The organism is Bacillus sp. FSL R9-9497 (assembly GCF_038005805.1).
GTDB classification, from domain to species: Bacteria; Bacillota; Bacilli; order Bacillales; family Bacillaceae_G; genus Bacillus_A; species Bacillus_A cereus.
Map to the genome: position 1 here is coordinate 2,141,447 of NZ_JBBOTY010000001.1, position 21,574 is coordinate 2,163,020.

A 21,574-nucleotide genomic window follows, 5' to 3' on the forward strand; every position below is an offset into this window, starting at 1 on the left:
TTTTATTTATAGAATTTAGAAATTTCTTAATGTTATAATTGTAGTTGGTGATGAGAATGAACTTTGAAGAAAAAGAGATGCGTCGTTTAGAAGCATTAAAAGAAATTGCTGAATTATTAAATGAAGCAACAAACTTACAGGATATGTTAGAAAAAGTGTTGCATACATTGTTACAAGTAATGAATTTACAAACAGGGTGGATATTCTTTATTGATGAAAGTGGAAAGCATAGCATGCTTGTAGACGAAAATTTACCAGAAGCTCTTACGTGGCAAGAGAAGAAGCCGATGTGTGAAGGAAACTGTTGGTGTGTAGAACGTTTTGTAAATGGGAGATTGGAAAAAGCGACTAATATTATTGAATGTAAGCGAATAGAAGATGCAATTGAATGTAATTGGGGAGAGACAGAAGATGTTACACATCATGCGACAATTCCGCTTAGGTCTGGATCAGAAAAATTTGGTCTACTAAATGTGGCTGCACCTCATAAGACTCATTTTTCAGAGGAAGAGTTAGCATTATTAGAATCAATTGCATTTCAAATTGGAACGACAATACAACGTATTCAGTTAGTTGAGAAAGAACGTAAATATGTAGTGGTAGCGGAAAGAAATCGACTTGCACGTGATTTACATGATTCAGTAAAACAATTGTTATTTTCTATTATGCTAACAGCGAAAGGTACTCTGAATATGACGCAAGATAGAGAATTGCAAGAGATGTTAAGTTATATTGGAGAATTATCACAAGAAGCATTACAAGAGATGACTCTATTAATTTGGCAATTAAGACCTGAAGGATTAGAGAAAGGGTTAGCAGAAGCAATTCAAAATTACGGGAAGTTATTAGGAGTTCAAGTGGAAGTTCGAATTGATGGGATGGTTTCAATTGGGGATGAAATAGAAGAAGTTTTATGGCGTATTAGCCAAGAGGCGCTACATAATTGTAAAAAGCATGCTTCGTGTGAAAAGGTACATGTTCTTTTAAAAATAGAAAATAACCAGTTACATTTTTACATAGAAGATAATGGAATAGGATTTATACAAGAACAAGTAAGGGAATCAGCACTTGGTCTGAAAAGTATGAAGGAACGTATTCAGTTAATGAAGGGATCGTTTCAAATTATAACGGAGCTGAAAAAGGGTACAAAAATAGAAATTCAATTGCCGATTTGAAGGGGAGAATAAGATTGAAGATTAAATTGCTACTAGTTGAGGATCATCATATCGTTCGAAGAGGACTTGTATTCTTTTTGAAAACGAGAGAAGAATTTGAAATTATTGGGGAAGCGGAAAATGGCGAAGAGGCATTACATTTCGTGCAAAAAGAAAGACCGGATGTCGTACTAATGGATGTATCGATGCCGAAAATGGATGGAATTGAGGCAACAAAACGTCTAAAGCAATACGATGAGACGATAAAGGTACTTATATTAAGTAGTTTTTCAGAGCAAGATTATGTTATACCAGCACTTGAAGCTGGAGCAGATGGTTATCAATTAAAAGAAGTACAACCTGAGCAACTTGTCGCTTCTATTATTGCAGTACAGCAAGGAAATGCGAATTTTCACCCGAAAGTAACACCTGCATTAATGGGGCGTTCCGCAGTAAAGAAGGAAATAGAAAATCCTTTTTCAATGTTAACGAAAAGAGAACAAGAGGTACTTCGCGAAATTGCAAAAGGAAGAAGCAATAAGGAGATTGCAGCAGAACTTCATATTACAGAACAAACTGTGAAAACACACGTTTCAAACGTTTTAGCTAAATTGGAAGTGGATGATCGTACGCAAGCCGCATTATACGCAGTGAAACATGGAGAGAATTATTCATAAGCATGAATAATTCTGTTATATCGTATGACAGAATACATAGGAGCAATTAAAAATTATAGTAATCCCTAATATAGGTTTTTCTTCTTTCGATAATTAGGTACAATAAAGTGAAACTCTAATCAGTGGAGGACCATCCCCACTGATGATTAGTTCAACTAATCGGTTTTTACAGGATAAAGCTACGATGGAAGGGGAGGATATGCTATGCCTGGTACAAGAAGTGGGATTGGAAAGATTCAGGCTTCGTTAAATGGTTTATCACCGAAATTGCGAAGTATTGCCGAACATATTTTGAAACATCCACAAGATGTTGTACATAAATCTATTACAGAATTAGCTGAAGTTACGAATAGTTCCGAAGCTACGATATTCCGCTTATGTAAAAACCTTGGTTTGCAAGGTTTTCAAGATTTAAAGATTACATTAGCTCGTGAAATTGTACATACACCGATGCAAAATATCCATGAAGAGGTATCAGCAGAAGATAGTATGGTAACTGTTGCTAAAAAAGTTTTTCATTCGCATATTACAGGACTGCAAGATACTTTACATTTGCTTAATGAAACGGCACTTGAGCAGGCTGTACGAGCCTTACAAGAAGCAAGTCGAATTGAGTTTTATGGAAATGGTGGCTCTGGTATTATTGCAATGGATGCGTATCATAAGTTTATGAGAACGGGTATTTCTTGTATCGCTCATACTGATTCGCATTTTCAAATTATGGGGGCAGGTTTACTCTCGGAAAATTCAGTTGTTATTGGTATTTCTCATTCTGGTAGCAATAAAGGATTACTTGAAGCGTTAGAAGTAGCGAAAGCAAGAGGAGCCAAAATTATTGCGATTACGAGCTATAAGAAATCAGCATTAAGTCAACTTGCTGATATAACGTTATATACATCAACACGTGAGACTGAATTCCGCACAGAAGCAAGTTCATCAAGATTAGCACAGTTAAGCTTATTAGATACTTTGTATGTAGGGTTGTCGTTGCAACGACAAGAGGAAACTCTAAAAAATTTACAAAGTATACGTGAAACGATTTCGATGAAGCGAATATAAAAAAAGCTCTTCAAATGAAGAGCTTTCAGACTGTAGACAAACTATTTTTGGAGAGTTCAAATGCTAAAAATAGTTTGTTTCTTATTTTAGGGATAATTTATCCAATGGAATTTATATGTAGTGCTTTCTATACTATAATTTACTATAAGTGAGGAAGGTGTCTTATGAAAATATCTGTTTATGTTGCAAGTGCATTTAGTAAGGATCATAAAGGCGGAAATAAAGCAGGAGTGGTATTTATTGAGAATACATTGACCACTACTCAAAAAATGGAAATAGCCAAACAACTGGGCTATGCGGAAACCGCATTTATATCAGAATCTGAAATTGCTGATTATAAATTTGAGTATTTTACACCAAAAGAAGAAGTTGATTTATGTGGTCATGCCACAATTGGCTCTTTCGCGATACTGATGCATTTAAATAAACTTTTCAGGAATCGCTATACGATTGAAACGAACAGCGGTGTTCTTACTATTACTATAAAAGATGATATCATATTCATGGAACAAAATAAACCGATATTCTATGATGTTGTATCTCCAAACGAGTTCATCGACTGTTTTGATAGTAAAGATATAGAAAATAAATACCCAATTCAAATTGTCTCCACGGGATTAAAAGATATTTTAATTCCTATAAAAAGTGAAACACAATTACATGCACTGCAACCTAATTTTGAAAAAATTAAAGAAATCAGCAAGTATTATAATGTTGTCGGGATGCATCTATATACTTTTAATGACAATCGAATTATATGCAGAAATTTTGCTCCGCTATACGACATCAATGAAGAAGCAGCGACTGGAACTTCAAACGGTGCATTAGCTTGCTACCTTTATGAACAGCACTACTTGCAAAAAGAAGTCTATGTATTTGAACAAGGCTATTCTTTACACTCGCCTTCTGAAATATTAGTTAAATTAGCAACCAATAGCAAAAATAAAATAGAAAAAGTTTATGTTGGTGGCAAAGGATATTACTGTGAAACTAAGTGTTTACATGTAGAAAATATTGAGTGAAGAGCTTTTTTATCGGTAAGAAGTTTGTTAATTTATTTTCTTTTAGAAATATGTGACTTACTTATAGTCAATGATAAACTCTCATTTTTAAAAATTTAAAATAAAGACCGATTTGTGTAATGATTCAAATATTGTTCATAATTTCACAAGTTGTTTATGAAGTGTCATGTTATGATGAAGATGTAATGATGATTGAACACTTAAATTTGGTACAATAACTAGCCAAAGTAGTGAAGAAAGTAGTTGTGAGATAAACTCATTAAAATGCTAAAACACTAAAGGGGAGATCACATATGAAAGCAGTAGTGGTTAATAAAAACAGCAAAGCAAACATCGAAGTGATTGAAAAAGAATTACGTCCGTTACACTCAGGTGAAGCGTTAGTAGATGTAGAATATTGTGGAGTTTGCCACACTGATTTACACGTTGCGAATCATGATTTTGGTAACACTGATGGCCGTATTCTTGGTCATGAGGGTGTAGGTATTGTTACGAAAATAGCTGATGATGTTACTTCACTAAAGATAGGTGACCGTGTAAGTATTGCATGGATGTTCCAATCTTGTGGACGTTGTGAATATTGCGTAACTGGTAGAGAAACATTTTGCCGTGAAGTTAAAAACGCTGGTTATTCAGTGGATGGTGGTATGGCTGAACAATGTATCGTTACAGCTGATTATGCGGTAAAAGTACCAGAAGGATTAGATCCTGCTCAAGCATCATCAATTACTTGTGCTGGTGTAACTACATATAAAGCTATTAAAGTATCAGATATTAAACCTAGTCAACCTATTGTAATCTATGGCTGCGGTGGATTAGGTAACTTAGCTATCCAATATGCTAAAAATGTATTTGGTGCAAAGGTAATCGCAGTAGACATTAATGATGACAAATTAGCCTTAGCAAAAGAAGTTGGTGCTGATATGACTATCAATCCAATTTCTCAAGGTCCTGCTGATAAAATTGTGCAAGAGGAGTTTGGTGGCGCTTATGCTGCGGTAGTAACAGCAGTCTCTAAAGTAGCCTTTAAATCAGCAGTTGATGCAGTACGTGCTTGCGGTAAAGTAGTTGCAGTAGGGCTACCAGTAGAAACAATGGATTTAAACATTCCACGACTTGTATTAGACGGAATTGAAGTAGTTGGTTCTCTAGTTGGTACTCGTAAGGATCTGGAGGAGGCATTTATGTTCGGCGCAGAAGGAAAAGTAGTGCCGGTTGTTCAAACGTGTTCTCTAGATAAAGTACAAAATGTATTCGAAGAAATGGAACAAGGTAGAATTCAAGGGCGTATGGTAATCGATTTTAAACAGCATAATTGTGAGTGTAAATAATTCATTTTAAATATAAAAAGCATGAGTCTAGCAAAGGACATTTAAAAAGTTAGACGGCATAAAAAAGGTGATCCCTCGTATTCAATAGGGATCATCTTTTTTACATTCTACTAATATCAATGCCAATTAATACTTGATTAATGAGAAATGATTAAAGGTTTACTTTATTTGCAAACGAAAAGGAATCTTTATGTTTAACAAATTTTTTATGATCTGGAACGTTTTGAATTGCTACAATTTGCGAATCTCTTGCTTTCAGTGCATCTTGAATCCCGATGGTCATAAGCTTAATAAATAGAATCGTAATAAAGAATGAAGCGAGAGTATAAAAAATAATCCACCATGAAAGATTCATTTCATTACGATTTAATCCAATAAGACCTGCCCAATCATTAGATAGAGAAACAGGTTTAAGCACTCCGTCATAGAGTTCACGCATTTGTATCCCGCCAATTACAATGTTAAGCAACGCTAAATGGATAACGAGTATGAGTGTTTGGACGATATGTTCCATAAATAATACAAATAAGCGGTCAAGTAATAAGACTCGTAAGTGTTTTTTAATAATATGAAAACGGCTAGCACCCAGTAATTGTGAACTTAAGATGTAATCTCGTTTCATAAATTCATCAACCTCTGAGGATATGTATAAAGAAAGTGTAGGCAGAGCGACGAAAATAAGTACGAGTACTTGATAAAACGTAAATGAAATATTTGGATCTACCCCATCAGCATTTGATGTGATTATAATATTAACGGGCGTGATGAGTATGAATGCGATAAATAGAGTTGGAATATAATAAAAAACTTCTGAGCATGACTGGAAAAATCTCTTGAGTTTTGGAGCAAATAAACTTAAGAGGATTCCTATACATGTTCCGCATAAAATTCGAAAGAAGCTAATTGCCACTGCTAATAAAATAGTGAATTTTGCTCCTTCTACAATTTGTAAGAAAACAGACTCTCCAAAACGATCAGATCCAAAAGGTGGAATTAACGATGGCGGAAAGGGGGCCTTTCCAAGTAATTCGTTATTGTCATTGTAAAGTAACTGAGGAGGTTTTGGGATGTTATCTTTAAAGAACCAACTATAAATAAAACTAGCTGAAATAAGTATGAATAGATAAGTAAAGCCGATTAAAAAGCGTTTTGATTTCCAAATAGATTTCATAATGATACTCCTTTCAATTGCTTTTTCCATCTATTCATCATGAATGAGACTATTTGGAAAATGGCATAAAACGGTAAAATAATCATAACAAGTATGATAAATGCAGCTGGAGGTGAAACAAACGCCTTATTAAATAAAAATTGAATAATGCCTTCCATATTAAAAACAAATTCTAAAATGAATAAATTAGAAAGTAAGAAAACAAAAATCGTTTTTAAATGGTGGAAGAAGTGGATAGATATATTTTTGAATAAATGAATGCATAGTATATAACTTGATGAAAGGCCTTTTCCATATGCAACCTCTACGTAATGTTTTCCTTGTTCTTCTTTTATGTATAACACAATCATCCGAAACATTTGTAATGTAGGTAAGACAGCTAATGATAAAATAGGGAGTAAATAAGCTCGATTTTCATTAAAAGAAATAATAGTGACAGGAGATTCCCCAAATTTCTGAAGTACCCATATGAAAAATATTTGCAAACAAATCATCATCATCATATCAGGGACAGCTTCTAATATGAACACAATTCGGTTTATCCATTTTTTTATATAATCTTTTGCTAAAAAATAAAAAAATGCCATGCTGGATGATAAAAAGAGAGCAAGAAAAAAGGCTGAAAATAATATAGTAAATGAATATAGGTAAGGTTCTAAAACAGTTGGAAATAATGGTGTTTTTTTGAAATGGCCAAACTTCGGGTCTGATCCTATAATCACTAATGATTCAGGGGAGAAGACCTGTTTTAACATGGTAACGATCTGATTAAAAAAATAAATTGGTTGAAAGGTAAATCCTTGTTGAGTGATAAATAAATAAGGTAAATTTAATAATAGTAAGAGTGATAAAAGAATTGATGAAAGCTTAATTGTGAATTGAGATATTTTATTTAACATTAAATCCCTCCGACATCTTTTTACAACATTATACAATAAATTCCGTATTATTATTTTATTTTTCTGAAAAATAAAAATACACTTCGGTTTTATAGTATGCAAGATATATTTACAAGATAAAAAAGTGATAGTAGGGGGCCACGCTCTATGTTTATCAAGATAAAAGACTAGTGAACTTAAAACAATAAATAAGAGCAAAATGCACAGAATTCTCATTCTGCGGTTAGTTACTTTTCTTGGTTTGATGGTGATGTTACGTGACCGCTAAAAATGAATATTGCTTTTCAACTCTTTCTTCAAGCAAATAAGTAGAACGTGTGGAGGACTATGTATGTGTTGTTAATGAGAGGAAAGAGTGTATTGCGTAACGAATATAACGTAATTTTACCGCATGGAAAAGCTAAATGTAGTATATAAGTGAAATGGAATGAGGGGATTTATTTTTTGGTATGAAAAAAATTTTCTTTTTATAACTTGATAAATGAAAAAATATTTTATATACTAATTCATGTAAACGGTTTACTAAATCGTATTTTGCTAGAAATGAAGGGAAGATTCGCATGGAAACAAGGGGGAGAGTAATCGGGATTGATATCGGTACCACAAGTACAAAAACGGTTGTGTTCACAGAAAAAGGAAAAGTCATTGCATCACATGCAATCGATTACCCAATTATTCAACCGAATGTAGGATGGGCTGAGCAAGATCCTGATGTAATATGTGCCGCTGTATACAAAAGTGTAAGCGTTGCCATTGAAAAAGGTAATGTATTACCAGAAGATATTTCTTCAATCGGTATTAGTACAGCTATGCACGCATTAATTGCAGTAGATGAAAATGGTGCGCCATTAACGCGTTCTATCATTTGGGCAGATAATCGAAGTACGAAGCAATCAGAAAAATTATTACAACAAATGAATGGGCATGAAATTTATAGACGTACAGGTACACCGATTCATCCGATGTCACCACTTTCTAAATTGTTATGGATGAAAGAAGAGGAACCAGAGTTATATACAAGTGCCTATAAATTCATTTCCATTAAAGAGTATGTGATTTACCAATTATTTTCACGCTACGTAGTTGATTATTCGATTGCTTCTGCTACGGGGTTATTTAATTTAGAAACATTAAACTGGGATGAAGATGTTTTAACTATGTTACATATGTCACCAGAACAATTATCAACCCCTGTACCAACTACATATATTTTATCAGGTATGAAGCCAGAATTAGCACAGAAGATGGGGATAAGTGCAGAAACACCAATTGTCATCGGAGCAAGTGATGGGGTTCTTGCAAATGTAGGAGTTGGTGCGATATCACCGGGTGCGGCTGCAATTACGATTGGAACGAGTGGTGCGGTTCGAACAATCTCATCAAATATAAATACAGATGAGAAAGGGAGAACGTTTTGTTACGCATTAACAGATGAGCACTGGGTAATCGGTGGTCCAACGAATAACGGCGGAATATTACTGAGATGGTTACGTGATGAATTTGGTAGTCCAGAGCAAGAAGTAGCAAGAAAGCTCGGCATTGATCCTTATGATTTATTAATTAAATATGCAGAAAGCGTACCAGCTGGAGCGGATGGGCTATTGTTCTTACCTTTCTTATCTGGAGAACGCGCACCTTACTGGAATGCCAATGCTCGTGGTACATTCTTTGGAATCAATCTTCAACATAAGCGAGAACATTTTATACGTGCAGTGATGGAAGGTGTTTGTATGAGTGTATATTCAGTAGCACTCGCAATCAGGGATTGTACAGGTCCACTTACTGAAATACGAGTTTCAGGAGGGTTTGCAAAATCTGCATTTTGGAGACAAATGTTGTCCGATATGATGGGAAAAGAATTGTTTGTACCTGAAAGTCATGAAGCATCTGCGCTTGGGGCAGCGGCAGTTGCTTTATATGCTGTAGGAAAAATTGATTCTCTTGAAGAGGTAAAGGATTGGATTGATATTGTCCATCATCATGTACCGAATAAAGAAAATACGGCTATATATTTAGAAATGTTTTATATGTATGAACGACTTTACAATCGCTTGAAAGAAGAATTTGATTGTATAGCTGCTTTCCAACGTAAAAAATAGGGGGATTGGGAGAAATGGTAGTTGGGATCGTACTAGCGGCAGTTGTCATACTACTTTTACTTATTACGGTAGTAAAATGGCATCCATTTGTCGCATTAATTTTAACAGCAATTGGTGTAGGATTAGCAATGGGAATGCCTTTAATTGGAACTTCACCAAAAGATCCAGGGATTATTGATTCTATTAAACTAGGGCTTGGTAATACGTTAGGATTTTTAGCGATAGTTTTAGCACTAGGAACGATGCTTGGAAAAATGATGGCCGAATCTGGTGGTGCTGAACGAATTGCTAACACATTAATTAATCGTTTTGGGAAGAAACGAGTTCACTGGGCGATGATGTTCGTTGCATTTTTAGTCGGGATTCCGGTATTTTTCCAAGTTGGATTTGTACTATTAATTCCGTTAGTATTTACAATTGCGTTAGAAACTGGGGTATCACTTATTACAATTGGTATTCCGCTAGTAGCAGGACTGTCAGTCGTACACGGACTTGTTCCACCGCATCCAGCGGCAATGGCGGCAGTTGGTATTTTTAAAGCAGATGTAGGGAAGACAATTTTATATGCGTTAATTGTCGGACTTCCAACTGCAATTATTTCAGGTCCACTTTACGGGAAATGGATTGGTGCTCGTATACATAAGGAAGTACCATTAGATATAGCGGAGCAATTTGTTGAAAAAGATAATAAAAAAGAGCTTCCTAGCTTTTGGAATACATTGTTTACAATTTTACTTCCAGTATTTCTTATGCTTGGTGCATCAATAGCAGAAGTTGCATTAAATAAAACAAGTCAACTAGCACAAGTATTACACTTTATTGGAGATCCGATTGTGGCTTTATTAATTGCAACCATTTACTCTTTCTTTAGTCTTGGATATGCAAAAGGTTTCTCAAAAGATAAAGTGTTACAATTTACAAATGATTGCCTTGGACCTATTGCAAACATATTGTTAGTGATTGGTGCAGGCGGCGCATTTAATAAAGTATTATTAGATTCTGGAATTGGAACGACAATTGCAGATATGGCGAAAGAATCACATATTTCACCGATATTATTAGGGTGGGGAATTGCGGCACTTATTCGAATTGCAACTGGATCAGCTACTGTTTCTATGATGACAGCGGCTGGAATTGTTGCACCGATTGCAGCAAGTACACCAGGTGTAAATGTTGAACTACTAGCACTTGCAACTGGTGCAGGGTCATTAATTTTATCACATGTAAATGATTCAGGATTTTGGATGATTAAAGAGTATTTCGGAATGACTGTGAAAGAAACGTTATTAACATGGACTGCAATGGAGACTATATTATCTGTAGTAGCACTTGGGCTAATTTCGATATTAAATATATTTGTATAGAATAGGAGATTGATTAATATGAAACTAGGTTTAATTGGATTAGGAAAAATGGGATTCCCATTAGCTGAACACTTACATGAAGACAAGCATGAAGTAGTAGTATACGATGTAAATAAAGAGCTTGTTGAAAAGGCAGGAAAACTAGGAATTACTGCACGTCATACATTAAAAGAAATGATTGCTGAACTAGAAGCTCCTCGTACAATTTGGGTAATGGTGCCTGCAGGAGAAGTTGTAGAGTCAGTACTAAAAGATGTATATCCGTTATTAGATGAAGGTGATATCGTTATTGAAGGCGGAAATTCATTCTATAAAGATACGTTACGCCGTGCTGAAGAAGCAAAAAGCTTCGGATTACATTATGTAGATATCGGTACATCAGGCGGTGTAGAAGGAGCTAGATACGGTGCTTGCTTAATGGTTGGTGGAGAAAAAGAAATTTACGACCAATTAGAACCTTTATTTAAAGATTTAGCAGTAGAAAATGGCTATTCTTATGCTGGCCGTGTTGGTAGTGGTCATTTCTTAAAAATGGTTCATAACGGTATTGAGTACGGCATGATGCAAGCAATCGCTGAAGGATTTGAAGTACTAGATAAGAGTGACTTTGATTTCAATTATGAAGATGTTGCAAAAGTATGGGCGAATGGATCAGTTATCCGTGGTTGGTTAATGGACTTAACTGAAAAAGCATTTGCAGAAGATCCCAAACTAGATGGCATTAAAGGTGTAATGAACTCTTCGGGAGAAGGAAAATGGACTGTTGAAACTGCACTTGAACTTCAAGCTGCAGCACCAGTAATCGCTATGTCATTATTTATGCGCTATCGTTCTCAGGAAGATGATACATTCCATGGAAAAGTAGTTTCAGCACTACGTAATCAGTTCGGTGGACATGAAGTTGTGAAAAAATAAGGATGTTTTTGAAAAGAAACTTGTGCATAAGCGCAAGTTTCTTTTTTATAGTTTAAGAAATTACTAATTTAAAAATACCAATCAATCATCGTTTTTTTGTCACAAATGACACTAACCTCCTCTTAGACTTTGAAATGTACGGATTCCCGCATTATGTTTTTTGTATTGATTGTATCAAATATAAAGCGCTACATGAAATATGTCCCAACATAAAAGTAAGAATAAATAAAATGAAGTTTTCATAAATAGTAAAAGGGTGCTTATGTCATCAGTATAGCTAAGAAATGTTGTTACATATGAGAAGAGCGTGTTAATAAAATATGAGGTGGTTAAATGGGAAATGAGCAAGTGAAGTCTGTAAAGGAAGAAAAAAAGTTATGTCTTTGTATGATCGTCAAAAATGAGTCTAGAATTATGGAAAGATGTTTAAATGCAACAAAATCAATTGTAGACTTTGTTTCTATTTGTGATACTGGATCGACGGATAATACGCCTGAAATTATTGAAAATTGGTGTAAGGAAAATGAGATACCTGGGACGGTTCATCATGAGCCGTTTAAAAACTTTGGTTATAACAGAAGCTTAGCTGTTTCGTTAGCGCAAAAAACATACCCAGAAGCAGATTATTTATTAATATTAGATGCAGATATGATTTTAGAGGTTGGTCCGAATTTCGATAAAACGAGCTTAACGGAAGATCATTATCTTACATTACAATATGATGTTCATATTAAATATTGGCTTACGCGTCTTTTAAAAGCTTCTTTACCATGGAAATCTGTCGGTGTTACTCATGAGTATTGGGATATAGATCGTTCAAAAGTTGGAGCGAATTACAATACGAGGGTAGCTCGGTTAGAGACTCTTGTCGTGAATGATCCCGGAGATGGCGGGAGCAAAGCTGATAAATTTGAAAGAGATGAGAGGTTGTTGTTACAGGGGATAAACGACCCAGAAACAACGCCAGATTTGCATATAAGATATTTATTTTATTTAGCTCAGACTTATTTTCATTTAAGTCAATTTGAGAATTCAATTAAATGGTATAAAAAACGAGTGGAAGCAGGAGGATGGGTTGAAGAGGTATTCTATTCGTTATTGCGAATAGGATTTTGTTATGAGCAGTTAGCAAATCGTTCAGCAAATAAACAAAATGAAGTGACAGATGCTGATGAAAAAGAAACTGTTAAAGGGCAAGAAGAGCAATATTTAGCATTAGCTGTTTTTTATTTTCAAAAAGCGTGGGAATATAGACCAACCCGGGCTGAACCATTATACCAACTTGCAAGGTTGTATCGATTACGATCTCAAAACAATATTGCTTTGATGTATGCTCTGCAAGGGAAGGAAATTCCTTTTCCAAAGGATGATCTACTATTTGTAGATTATCATGTGTATGATTACTTATTTGACTATGAAATTTCTATTAGTGCTTTCTATATACCTCATAAAAAACATTTAGGGGCGGTATCGCAAAAGTATTTGGAATCGATAAAGGAAAAGATTCCATTTCATATAGCAAATATAGTAGAGAATAATGCGAAATTTTATTAAATACATTTTCGATTAAAGGAGTAGTGGAGTAATCATGGAATTAATGCGATGGGCGATTGAACTAGGAGAATCGGTGCATGGAAATACGTATGAAGAATTGATGCCACTACTAGACTATTATTATGATCGTGATCATTTAAAAGCGTATTGTATCGCAAATCTTCTTTTAAACATGGATGTATTAGATGAGGACCGGGAAAGAATCGAATTAAGAAGATGCATCGCTGCTTATTATGCTGGATTATATAAAGTAGCAAGAAAACATGCAAATGAGTTGGTACTTAAACATCCAGATGTAGATTTATATAAAAATAATTTAAGATTAATGGAAGTTTATTTGAATAAAGAATATGATTATTGTCTTTTTATATGCCCAAAGACATACGGTAGTTTCATAGATGTTGCGCGAGCTTTAAAGTGGCGGTTGGAGCAGGAGGGAAATACAGTAATTATATCAGAAACAATACTGGGAAATGTAAAGAATACAGTTGTTTTTGGAGCACATACATACGCATATAACCCGAATCTTCTTCCGAAAGATGCAATTATTTATAATTTAGAACAGCTATACGAAGGAAGTCCATATGCGCATCCCCTTTATTTAATATTATTAAAAGATAGAGTGATTTGGGATTATAGTAAACAAAATATAGAATGGCTTCAACAAAAAGGGGTAGGAAAAGAAATAAAACATGTAGAAATGAACTATGCTCCAACTTTGGAAATAAAAAAAGATGCGTTTGAAGATGAGATTATTGAAGATATTGATATTCTGTTTATAGGTGCTCTTAATCCGAGGCGACAAGCTATTTTTGATCATCTAAAAGCGATTGCCCCGAATTTAAATATAGTTTTTAAAAATAATGCGTGGGGAATTGTTAGAAATGAATTGATTGCTAGAGCTAAAATTATATTAAATATTCATTTTTACTTATCAGGAATTCTTGAAACACCTCGCGTGTCTTATGCAGTCGCGAATAAGAAATTTATTATTTCCGAAAATAGTAATCCAGAAGATGAGGTAGAGTGGCCAGGAATTGTATTTACTCCGTACGAAAAAATAATTGAAAACGTAATGAAATATATAGAATTACCAGAAGAACGGAAAAGATTAGCGGAAAAAGCATATAATCATTTTGAAGCAAATGAAAGTTTAGGTACATTGAGCATGAGAGATGAATCAAAGTAATTGTACGAAACTCATACGAAAGTATGAGTTCTTTTTTGTTTATCATACTATTTTATGAAACAAGTTAACTCTTTATATTGTGTTTTGTATAGAAATTTCTGATAATATATAAGTTGAACTTGAAAACAAAGGGGAGAAATAATCATGAAACTAGTCGTTATTAACGGTACACCAAGAAAATTTGGTAGAACTCGCGTGGTGGCAAAATATATTGCGGATCAATTTGAAGGAGAATTATATGATTTAGCAATTGAGGAGTTACCTTTATACAATGGAGAAGAGTCGCAACGTGATTTAGAGGCAGTAAAAAAATTAAAAACGTTAGTGAAAGCTGCGGATGGGGTTGTATTATGTACACCAGAATATCATAATGCGATGAGCGGTGCGCTGAAAAACTCTTTAGATTACTTAAGTAGTAGTGAATTTATTCATAAACCAGTTGCGTTGTTAGCGGTTGCTGGTGGCGGTAAAGGTGGAATAAATGCATTAAACAGCATGCGAACGGTCGCTAGAGGTGTTTATGCAAATGCAATTCCAAAACAAGTTGTGCTTGATGGATTACATGTTCAAGATGGTGAACTTGGGGAAGATGCAAAACCATTAATTCATGATGTAGTTAAAGAATTGAAAGCATATATGAGCGTATATAAAGAGGTGAAAAAACAACTAGGAGTGGAATGATATGTCCTCACTTTATCATGATTCTCGCTTGTATTACATTCTAGGAGCCAATAGTCTATCTGCTATTGGTTCTGGAATTGTTATGATAACGATTCCTTGGCTGTTAATTAAAGAGAGTGGAGGAGAGACAACATTTGGTTATGTTTCTATCATTGCAACCCTCATTATGTTTTTATTAACACCATTCATTGGGCAAAGTATTGATCGTTTTTCAAGAAAATCTTTATTGCTATGTAACGAAGGAATCGGAATAGCCGTAATCGGAATAATGGTTATATGGGGATTTGCTGGGCAACCTTATCATTCTATTCACTATATTCTTATTTATATAGCCGGATCATTTTACTATTTATTATTTTATCCTACAATATTTGCGTTCAACCAAGAGATATTTCAAGCAGAACATTATAAAAGTTTAAGTGGAACGATGGAAATACAAGGACAGTTAACACAAGTTATTTCTGGAGCGGCCGCGAGCTTCTTAATTGAAATTGTATCTTTGAAGTGGATTTTGTTAGTAGACATGTTAACTTTTGTTGGAGCATTTTTTCTTTTCTTATGTATACCGTACGTAAAGAAAAAAGAAGTGAAAAGAAAAATAACATTTAAGAAGCAATTGTTTGAAGGAATTCACTTTATGAAAAAACGTCCTAAGCTCTTTTGGTTCTTACTGGCCACTTATATGCCGTTTATAGGTGTTATGATGGCAAATTATTTAATACCAGTTTATATTTCGGATATACTTAAAGCCAATGCCTCTGTATACGCAATAGAGGGAATGATGTACGGTGTTGGAGCGGTTGTTGCAGGAATATGTATTCCACTCATAATGAAATATGTAAAAACAGAAGTTTCAATCGTTATGACGATGTTCATTTATGTAATTTCAATTACCGCAATGATTATTGAACCTTCCGTAATTTTCTTATATGGACTTGCAATTTTTCAAGCAGTTGGAAATGCGGGTACAAGAGTGGCGAGAAATGTATTGATGATGGAGGAAATTCCAAACGAAGTAATGGGACGTGTAGACAGCTTATTTCGCCTAATTGGTACTGGAATACGAATTGTATTATTAATGCTGTTTACAGCGGGTGTATCTAAAGCCGGAGTAATGCTTCCGTTTTACGTATTAAGCTGCATATTGATCTTCTCATTAGGAATCGCTATTTATTATGTACTATCACAACGTAAAGTAGCGGCGAATGTTTCTAATAAATCAATCGTTTAAAAAAACACTTCTGCCGCCCTTTCTTTTTCTGTATAATAAAAAGAAAGGGAGTGCAAACTTATTTATGAACAAATGGATTTTTCTTATCATTTTATTATTACCGCCACTATATATCATTTATATGACGTTTAGAATGAACAAAGTTGCTCGTGAAAAGTTGAGCTATCACTCTCCGTACGTTCTTATACTGGGTGCAAAGTTATTTGGAGATAGACCGTCTTTATCTCTTCAAAATCGTTTGGATGTAGCGTTGGAGTATTTATTTTCCCATCCTGAAGCGAAAGTAATTGTTTCAGGTGGTCAAGGAGAAGATGAAGATATACCGGAAGCTCACAGCATGAGAAACTATTTAATGGTACACGGTATAGATGAGAGTCGTATTTTAATAGAAGATCAATCTACAAATACGTATGAAAATTTAAAGTTTAGTATGGATTTATATAATGTGAAACATGCGGTAGTTGTAAGTAATACGTATCATTTATATCGAACGAAAATAATTGCAAAGCGTTTAGGCATGAAGATGGAGGCACTAGCTGCTGAAACACCAATTCGTTCTAAGAGAAAAATGTATGTTCGCGAATATGCTGCTATTATGAAAACAATATTGTTCGACCGTTAGAGCTCAAATGTGAGCTCTTTTTTTATTTAAAAGCGTATCATTTGAAATGAATGCCATATTCCATCAAAATAAAGGAAACAACAGTAAAGGAGTTGTATTTGTGATTCAATTTAATCATGTGTCAAAATCGTATGAAGATGGCACGAAAGCAGTGGATTCATTGCATTTAGAAATTAAAAAGGGAGAATTTTTTGTTCTTATCGGTCCGAGTGGTTGCGGGAAAACCACGACAATGAAGATGATTAATCGTTTAATCGAAACGACTGAAGGATCGATTTTAATCGATGGAAAAGATATTCAACAATATAATATAAACGAATTACGTTGGGATATAGGATACGTGTTGCAACAGATTGCTTTGTTTCCTCATATGACAATCGCTGAAAATATTGCAGTTGTTCCTGAAATGAGGCAATGGAGCAAAAAAGAAATTAAAGCACGCGTCGATGACTTGTTACATATGGTTGGATTAGAGCCGGATATATATCGAGATCGTATGCCTGATGAATTGTCAGGAGGACAAAAACAACGTGTCGGTGTCGTGCGAGCATTAGCCGCAAATCCGAAAATCGTTCTTATGGATGAACCATTTAGTGCGTTAGATCCATTAAGTAGGGAACAGCTTCAGAAGGATATTGTACAGTTGCAAAAAAAGATTCAAAAAACAATCGTGTTCGTAACACATGATATGCAAGAAGCATTATCACTTGGAGATCGCATTTGTATTATGAAAGAAGGAAAAGTTGTTCAACTAGATACACCAGAAGGAATTATACATAATCCGAAAAATGAATTTGTAGAGGAGTTCATTGGAAATCATGGGCGAACTTGGTATGAGGGGAAAAGTGTAGCAGATGTATTGCCACTTGATCAAAGTGTGCAATTAGAAGGGCAGGCGCTATCATTACATTCTTCCTTACAAGAAGCACTAGTTCGTGTGCGTGATGAAGAGGTCGTTCCAGTTGAAGAAAACGGTCAATATATTGGAGCGTTAACAAGTCGTCATATTGTCAATTACATTGTTGAACAAATGAAGGAAAGAGGCTAAACAGTGACTAATTTTATACAAACGTTCCAAGAACGAAAAATAGAATTACTAACTGCATTAAGTGAGCATTTACAAATATCGCTTATTTCATTATTTTTTGCAGTAATTATAGCAGTGCCACTTGGCATCTTATTAACAAGAAAAGAACGAATGGCTGAATTTATAATAGGAACTTCTGCAGTAATGCAGACAGTGCCATCACTTGCATTGCTTGGACTCTTAATTCCGTTAGTAGGAATCGGAAAACTTCCAGCGATTATCGCATTAGTTGTGTATGCACTATTACCTATTTTACGAAATACATATACAGGAATAAGGGAATTAGATGAATCTCTAATAGAAGCCGCGAAAGCTATGGGGATGAATAGTTGGAGAAGGTTGTGGAAGGTAGAACTTCCTCTTGCATTGCCTATTATTATGGCCGGTATTCGTACAGCGATGGTATTAATTGTTGGAACGGCTACATTAGCAGCTCTCATTGGTGCTGGTGGGCTCGGTAAGCTTATATTATTAGGTATAGATCGAAATGATCATGCACTTATCATTTTAGGGGCCGTACCAGCCGCGTTACTCGCTTTATTCTTTGATATAGTACTTCGCATACTTGAACGACCGAAACGCCCTTCTAAGCGTGTTATATTGACGATATGTATTGTTTGTATAATGATTGCTTCTCCATTTCTTTGGAGTACAGAAAAGAAAGATATTGTTATTGCGGGCAAACTTGGATCAGAACCTGAAATTTTAATTCAAATGTATAAGCAGCTTATTGAACAAGATACAGATTTACACGTACAATTAAAACCAGGTCTTGGGAAAACAGCATTTGTATTTGAAGCGTTGAAATCAGGGGAAGTAGATATATACCCAGAATTTTCAGGAACAGCTTTATCTACTTTCGTGAAAGAAGAACCAAAGAGTACAAATCGTGATGAAGTATATGAGCAGGCTCGCGTTGGAATGGAAAAGAAATATAATATGATTATGTTGAAGCCAATGGAGTATAACAATACATATGCACTAGCCATGCCGAAAAAAATAGCAGATCAAAAGAATATAAATACAATTTCTGATTTAGGGAATGTTGCGCAGGAAGCCAAAGTAGGATTTACATTGGAATTTGCTGATCGTGAAGATGGTTATAAAGGAATGCAAAAATTATATAACTATAAGTTCTCAAATGTTAAAACGATGGAGCCGAAGCTGCGTTATAGCGCAATTGAATCTGGAGATGTTAACGTAATTGATGCATATTCAACAGATAGTGAATTGGAGCAATACGGACTGAAAGTGCTAAAAGATGATAAAGGGTTATTCCCACCTTATCAAGGAGCACCATTATTAAGAAAAGAAACGTTACAGAAATATCCTGAACTTGAAAAGGTATTAAATAAATTATCTGGAAAGATTACAGATGAAGAAATGCGAAAAATGAATTATGAAGTTAACGTAAATGGTAAAAGTAGTGAAGAAGTCGCAAAACAATTTTTACAAAAAGAGAATTTACTTCGTTAAATTTACAAGAAATATACAAATTTATATGTTTGAAATGACCGTTCATTACAAAATGAGCGGTTTTTTTATGCATACTTATACATTTTTTCAAAAAAGTATTCCATTTTTGCTCATTTTCTTTTAGAATAAGTAATGTTTTCCTGAAAAAATATAAGAGAAACGTCTATTAGAGAAAAAGGTGACTTTAATAGTTGAACGAACATAACACCTAGAATGACAGATGGGGTGGTACAAATAGAAAAGAAGTTAGGATTTTTTCCATTAATCGCATTAGTAGTTGGAACAATGGTTGGTGGCGGTGTTTTTAGTTTACCGCATGATTTAGCAGTAGGAGCAAACAGTGGTGCAATAATAATTGGCTGGTGTATTACAGCGATGGGAATGATTCCCCTTGCGCTCGTATATCAAACGTTAGCAAGACAAAAACCGGAACTTGAAGGTGGAATTTATAGTTATGCACGTGCTGGTTTTGGTGAATATATTGGATTTAATAGTGCTTGGGGATATTGGCTAGCAGGAATCTTAGGTAATGTCGCAACAATTATGTTACTGTTTAGTACATTAGGTTATTTCTTTCCAATTTTCAAAGGAGGAAATAATGTTGCGTCTATCGTTGGGGCATCACTTTTATTATGGACACTTCATTTTCTAATTTTATTTGGGATCCGTGAAGCTTCTATTATGAATGTTATCGCAACAATAGGGAAGTTAGTTCCAATCGTTTTATTTATTGTTGTAATGGTAACAGCCTTTCGCTGGGACACATTTACACATGATTTTTGGGGAGAAGGAACGATCTCACTTTCCGCTATACTTGGTCAAGTGAAAAATACAATGCTTGTAACACTTTGGGTTTTCATTGGAGTTGAAGGAGCGGTTGTATTATCTGGAAGAGCGAAGAATAGTCGAGATGTTGGTAAGGCAACAGTATTGGGACTTATTTTAGTAATGTCCATTTATATTTTAATTTCTGTCCTGTCAATGGGAGCTATGACAAGAGGCGAACTTTCTGTGTTAGAAACTCCGTCAATGGGACATGTATTAGAGCACGTTGTTGGCCCATGGGGTGCAGTTGCGATTAACATCGGATTAGTTGCTTCACTTGTCGGTACATTAATTGGCTGGTTTTTACTTGTTTCTGAAATTTCTCATGTAGCAGGAAAAGATGGCGTATTTCCGAAAGTCTTTACGAAAACAAATAAAAAGCAAACACCGTACATGGCATTATGGATTTCAAATGGTGTTGCCCAAATTATATTTATCATCGTTTTGTTTTCGGAATCAACATATCAAATTATGTATTTCATTGCATCAACATCAATTTTATTACCATATTTATTATCAGCGTTATTCCAATTTAAATTAGTCATTACAAACGAGCTAAAAGACGCAAAATTAAAAAACGGAGCGTTGGCTTTAATTGCTTCTATTTACTCTGTATGGCTTCTTTATGCAGCTGGTTTAAAGAATTTACTACTCGTTTCAATTGTGTATGGAATTGGAATTATTGTTTACACGTTTGCAAGAAAAGAACAAGGGAACCGTTGCTTTGTAGGTGCAGAGAAATATGTGATGTGGGCAATTATTGTTGCGGCTATCACATCCATATATATGTTATTAACTGGAAATATAAAAATGTAAAAAGTCCTTTTCATTTAAAGGGCTTTTTTCTTTGTTTAGAGAATATTTACTACATAAGATATTCAGGAGGGATGAGAATGGAAAAAAAAGAACAGTTGTCTAGAATAATTGATTTAGCTAGTGAGTTAAGGAAAGTATTAGTGCAAGAATCTTTTTTTAATCATCATCCTGAACTGAGAGGAGTCATTGAAAATTTAGCAAGTTCTGTTGAAAATTTGGCGGAATTACAAATAAGTAAAGATGAAAACGCTGAAGATCGATTACGTTATGTACTTGCGAAAATGAAAATTGCTCATAATGCAATTTTACAAGAGAAAAAAGCATTTCCTTCTCATTAATATAAGTTTTTATTTTGAACCTGGCGGATAACGTCAGGTTTTTTATTTCTAGTTTTTCGTTTCT

At 34.6% G+C, this 21,574-nt stretch carries 19 protein-coding genes and 1 pseudogene; 17 read left to right on the forward strand and 3 right to left on the reverse strand.

Annotation, left to right across the window (positions count from 1 at the left end; all coding sequences use genetic code 11):
- Positions 1-77 precede the first annotated feature (77 nt).
- The 5 genes from casK (at position 78) to adhP (ending at position 5,243) form a co-directional block, all read left to right on the forward strand.
- A complete protein-coding gene (gene casK / locus MKY21_RS11185) occupies positions 78-1,175 on the forward strand; it encodes a two-component system sensor histidine kinase CasK (RefSeq protein WP_268501773.1) in 1,098 nt (365 codons plus the stop codon).
- 14 nt (positions 1,176-1,189) lie between these two features.
- Positions 1,190-1,831, forward strand: a complete 642-nt coding sequence (gene casR, locus MKY21_RS11190; protein WP_000694631.1) for a two-component system response regulator CasR — start codon at positions 1,190-1,192, stop codon at positions 1,829-1,831.
- A gap of 204 nt (positions 1,832-2,035) precedes the next feature.
- Positions 2,036-2,890 (forward strand): MurR/RpiR family transcriptional regulator, encoded by an 855-nt coding sequence (locus MKY21_RS11195; RefSeq protein WP_001119646.1) that lies wholly within the window; start codon positions 2,036-2,038, stop codon positions 2,888-2,890.
- Positions 2,891-3,054: 164 nt separating this feature from the next.
- Complete coding sequence (locus MKY21_RS11200; RefSeq protein ID WP_000704317.1) at positions 3,055-3,912, forward strand: PhzF family phenazine biosynthesis protein; 858 nt, start codon at positions 3,055-3,057, stop codon at positions 3,910-3,912.
- 293 nt (positions 3,913-4,205) lie between these two features.
- Entirely contained in the window at positions 4,206-5,243 is a 1,038-nt protein-coding gene (gene adhP, locus MKY21_RS11205) for an alcohol dehydrogenase AdhP (RefSeq protein WP_341076252.1), read from the forward strand.
- 151 nt (positions 5,244-5,394) lie between these two features.
- On the opposite strand, the gene MKY21_RS11210 is transcribed toward adhP, so the two are convergent.
- Both MKY21_RS11210 and MKY21_RS11215 read right to left on the reverse strand, forming a co-directional pair.
- Positions 5,395-6,414, reverse strand: a complete 1,020-nt coding sequence (locus tag MKY21_RS11210; RefSeq protein ID WP_000836568.1) for an ABC transporter permease — start codon at positions 6,412-6,414, stop codon at positions 5,395-5,397.
- On the reverse strand, positions 6,411-7,313 hold the full coding sequence (locus MKY21_RS11215) for an ABC transporter permease subunit (RefSeq protein WP_000932681.1): 903 nt from the start codon (positions 7,311-7,313) through the stop codon (positions 6,411-6,413). The genes MKY21_RS11210 and MKY21_RS11215 overlap by 4 nt, the downstream gene beginning before the upstream one ends.
- Before the next feature lie 560 nt (positions 7,314-7,873).
- On the opposite strand from MKY21_RS11215, the gene gntK reads away from it, so the two are divergent.
- Genes gntK through gnd form a run of 3 tightly spaced genes read left to right on the forward strand, consistent with a single transcriptional unit; the run spans position 7,874 to position 11,691 of the window.
- Positions 7,874-9,412, forward strand: coding sequence for a gluconokinase (gene gntK / locus MKY21_RS11220; protein WP_341076254.1), 1,539 nt, complete (start codon positions 7,874-7,876; stop codon positions 9,410-9,412).
- A 14-nt stretch (positions 9,413-9,426) separates the two neighbouring features.
- Complete coding sequence (locus tag MKY21_RS11225) at positions 9,427-10,776, forward strand: GntP family permease (protein ID WP_000260208.1); 1,350 nt, start codon at positions 9,427-9,429, stop codon at positions 10,774-10,776.
- Between the two features lie 18 nt (positions 10,777-10,794).
- Complete coding sequence (gene gnd, locus MKY21_RS11230) at positions 10,795-11,691, forward strand: phosphogluconate dehydrogenase (NAD(+)-dependent, decarboxylating) (protein ID WP_000765982.1); 897 nt, start codon at positions 10,795-10,797, stop codon at positions 11,689-11,691.
- A 114-nt stretch (positions 11,692-11,805) separates the two neighbouring features.
- On the opposite strand, the pseudogene MKY21_RS31170 reads toward gnd, so the two are convergent.
- A pseudogene (locus MKY21_RS31170) lies at positions 11,806-11,873 on the reverse strand (DUF2711 family protein); the annotation flags it as partial.
- Between the two features lie 151 nt (positions 11,874-12,024).
- On the opposite strand from MKY21_RS31170, the gene MKY21_RS11235 reads away from it, so the two are divergent.
- From MKY21_RS11235 to MKY21_RS11275, 9 genes are all read left to right on the forward strand, one after another.
- Positions 12,025-13,245: a glycosyltransferase family 2 protein gene (locus MKY21_RS11235; protein WP_000526227.1), complete on the forward strand. Its 1,221-nt coding sequence runs from the start codon at positions 12,025-12,027 to the stop codon at positions 13,243-13,245.
- 34 nt (positions 13,246-13,279) lie between these two features.
- Positions 13,280-14,434: a hypothetical protein gene (locus tag MKY21_RS11240; RefSeq protein ID WP_016117744.1), complete on the forward strand. Its 1,155-nt coding sequence runs from the start codon at positions 13,280-13,282 to the stop codon at positions 14,432-14,434.
- 144 nt (positions 14,435-14,578) lie between these two features.
- Positions 14,579-15,115, forward strand: a complete 537-nt coding sequence (locus tag MKY21_RS11245) for an NADPH-dependent FMN reductase (RefSeq protein WP_000780355.1) — start codon at positions 14,579-14,581, stop codon at positions 15,113-15,115.
- A gap of 1 nt (position 15,116) precedes the next feature.
- Positions 15,117-16,346 carry an MFS transporter gene (locus tag MKY21_RS11250; RefSeq protein ID WP_000097171.1) on the forward strand — a complete coding sequence of 410 codons (1,230 nt, stop codon included), beginning with the start codon at positions 15,117-15,119 and terminating at the stop codon, positions 16,344-16,346.
- 64 nt (positions 16,347-16,410) lie between these two features.
- The gene (locus MKY21_RS11255; protein WP_001045713.1) at positions 16,411-16,968 is read left to right on the forward strand and encodes a YdcF family protein; all 558 of its coding nucleotides are present in this window, start codon (positions 16,411-16,413) and stop codon (positions 16,966-16,968) included.
- A gap of 100 nt (positions 16,969-17,068) precedes the next feature.
- Positions 17,069-18,016: an ABC transporter ATP-binding protein gene (locus MKY21_RS11260; protein ID WP_000614082.1), complete on the forward strand. Its 948-nt coding sequence runs from the start codon at positions 17,069-17,071 to the stop codon at positions 18,014-18,016.
- 3 nt (positions 18,017-18,019) lie between these two features.
- The gene (locus MKY21_RS11265) at positions 18,020-19,531 is read left to right on the forward strand and encodes an ABC transporter permease/substrate-binding protein (protein ID WP_044796278.1); all 1,512 of its coding nucleotides are present in this window, start codon (positions 18,020-18,022) and stop codon (positions 19,529-19,531) included.
- 213 nt (positions 19,532-19,744) lie between these two features.
- On the forward strand, positions 19,745-21,172 hold the full coding sequence (locus MKY21_RS11270; RefSeq protein ID WP_086392381.1) for a basic amino acid/polyamine antiporter: 1,428 nt from the start codon (positions 19,745-19,747) through the stop codon (positions 21,170-21,172).
- A gap of 77 nt (positions 21,173-21,249) precedes the next feature.
- Positions 21,250-21,510 (forward strand): hypothetical protein, encoded by a 261-nt coding sequence (locus MKY21_RS11275; protein WP_000412089.1) that lies wholly within the window; start codon positions 21,250-21,252, stop codon positions 21,508-21,510.
- Positions 21,511-21,574: the final 64 nt, after the last annotated feature.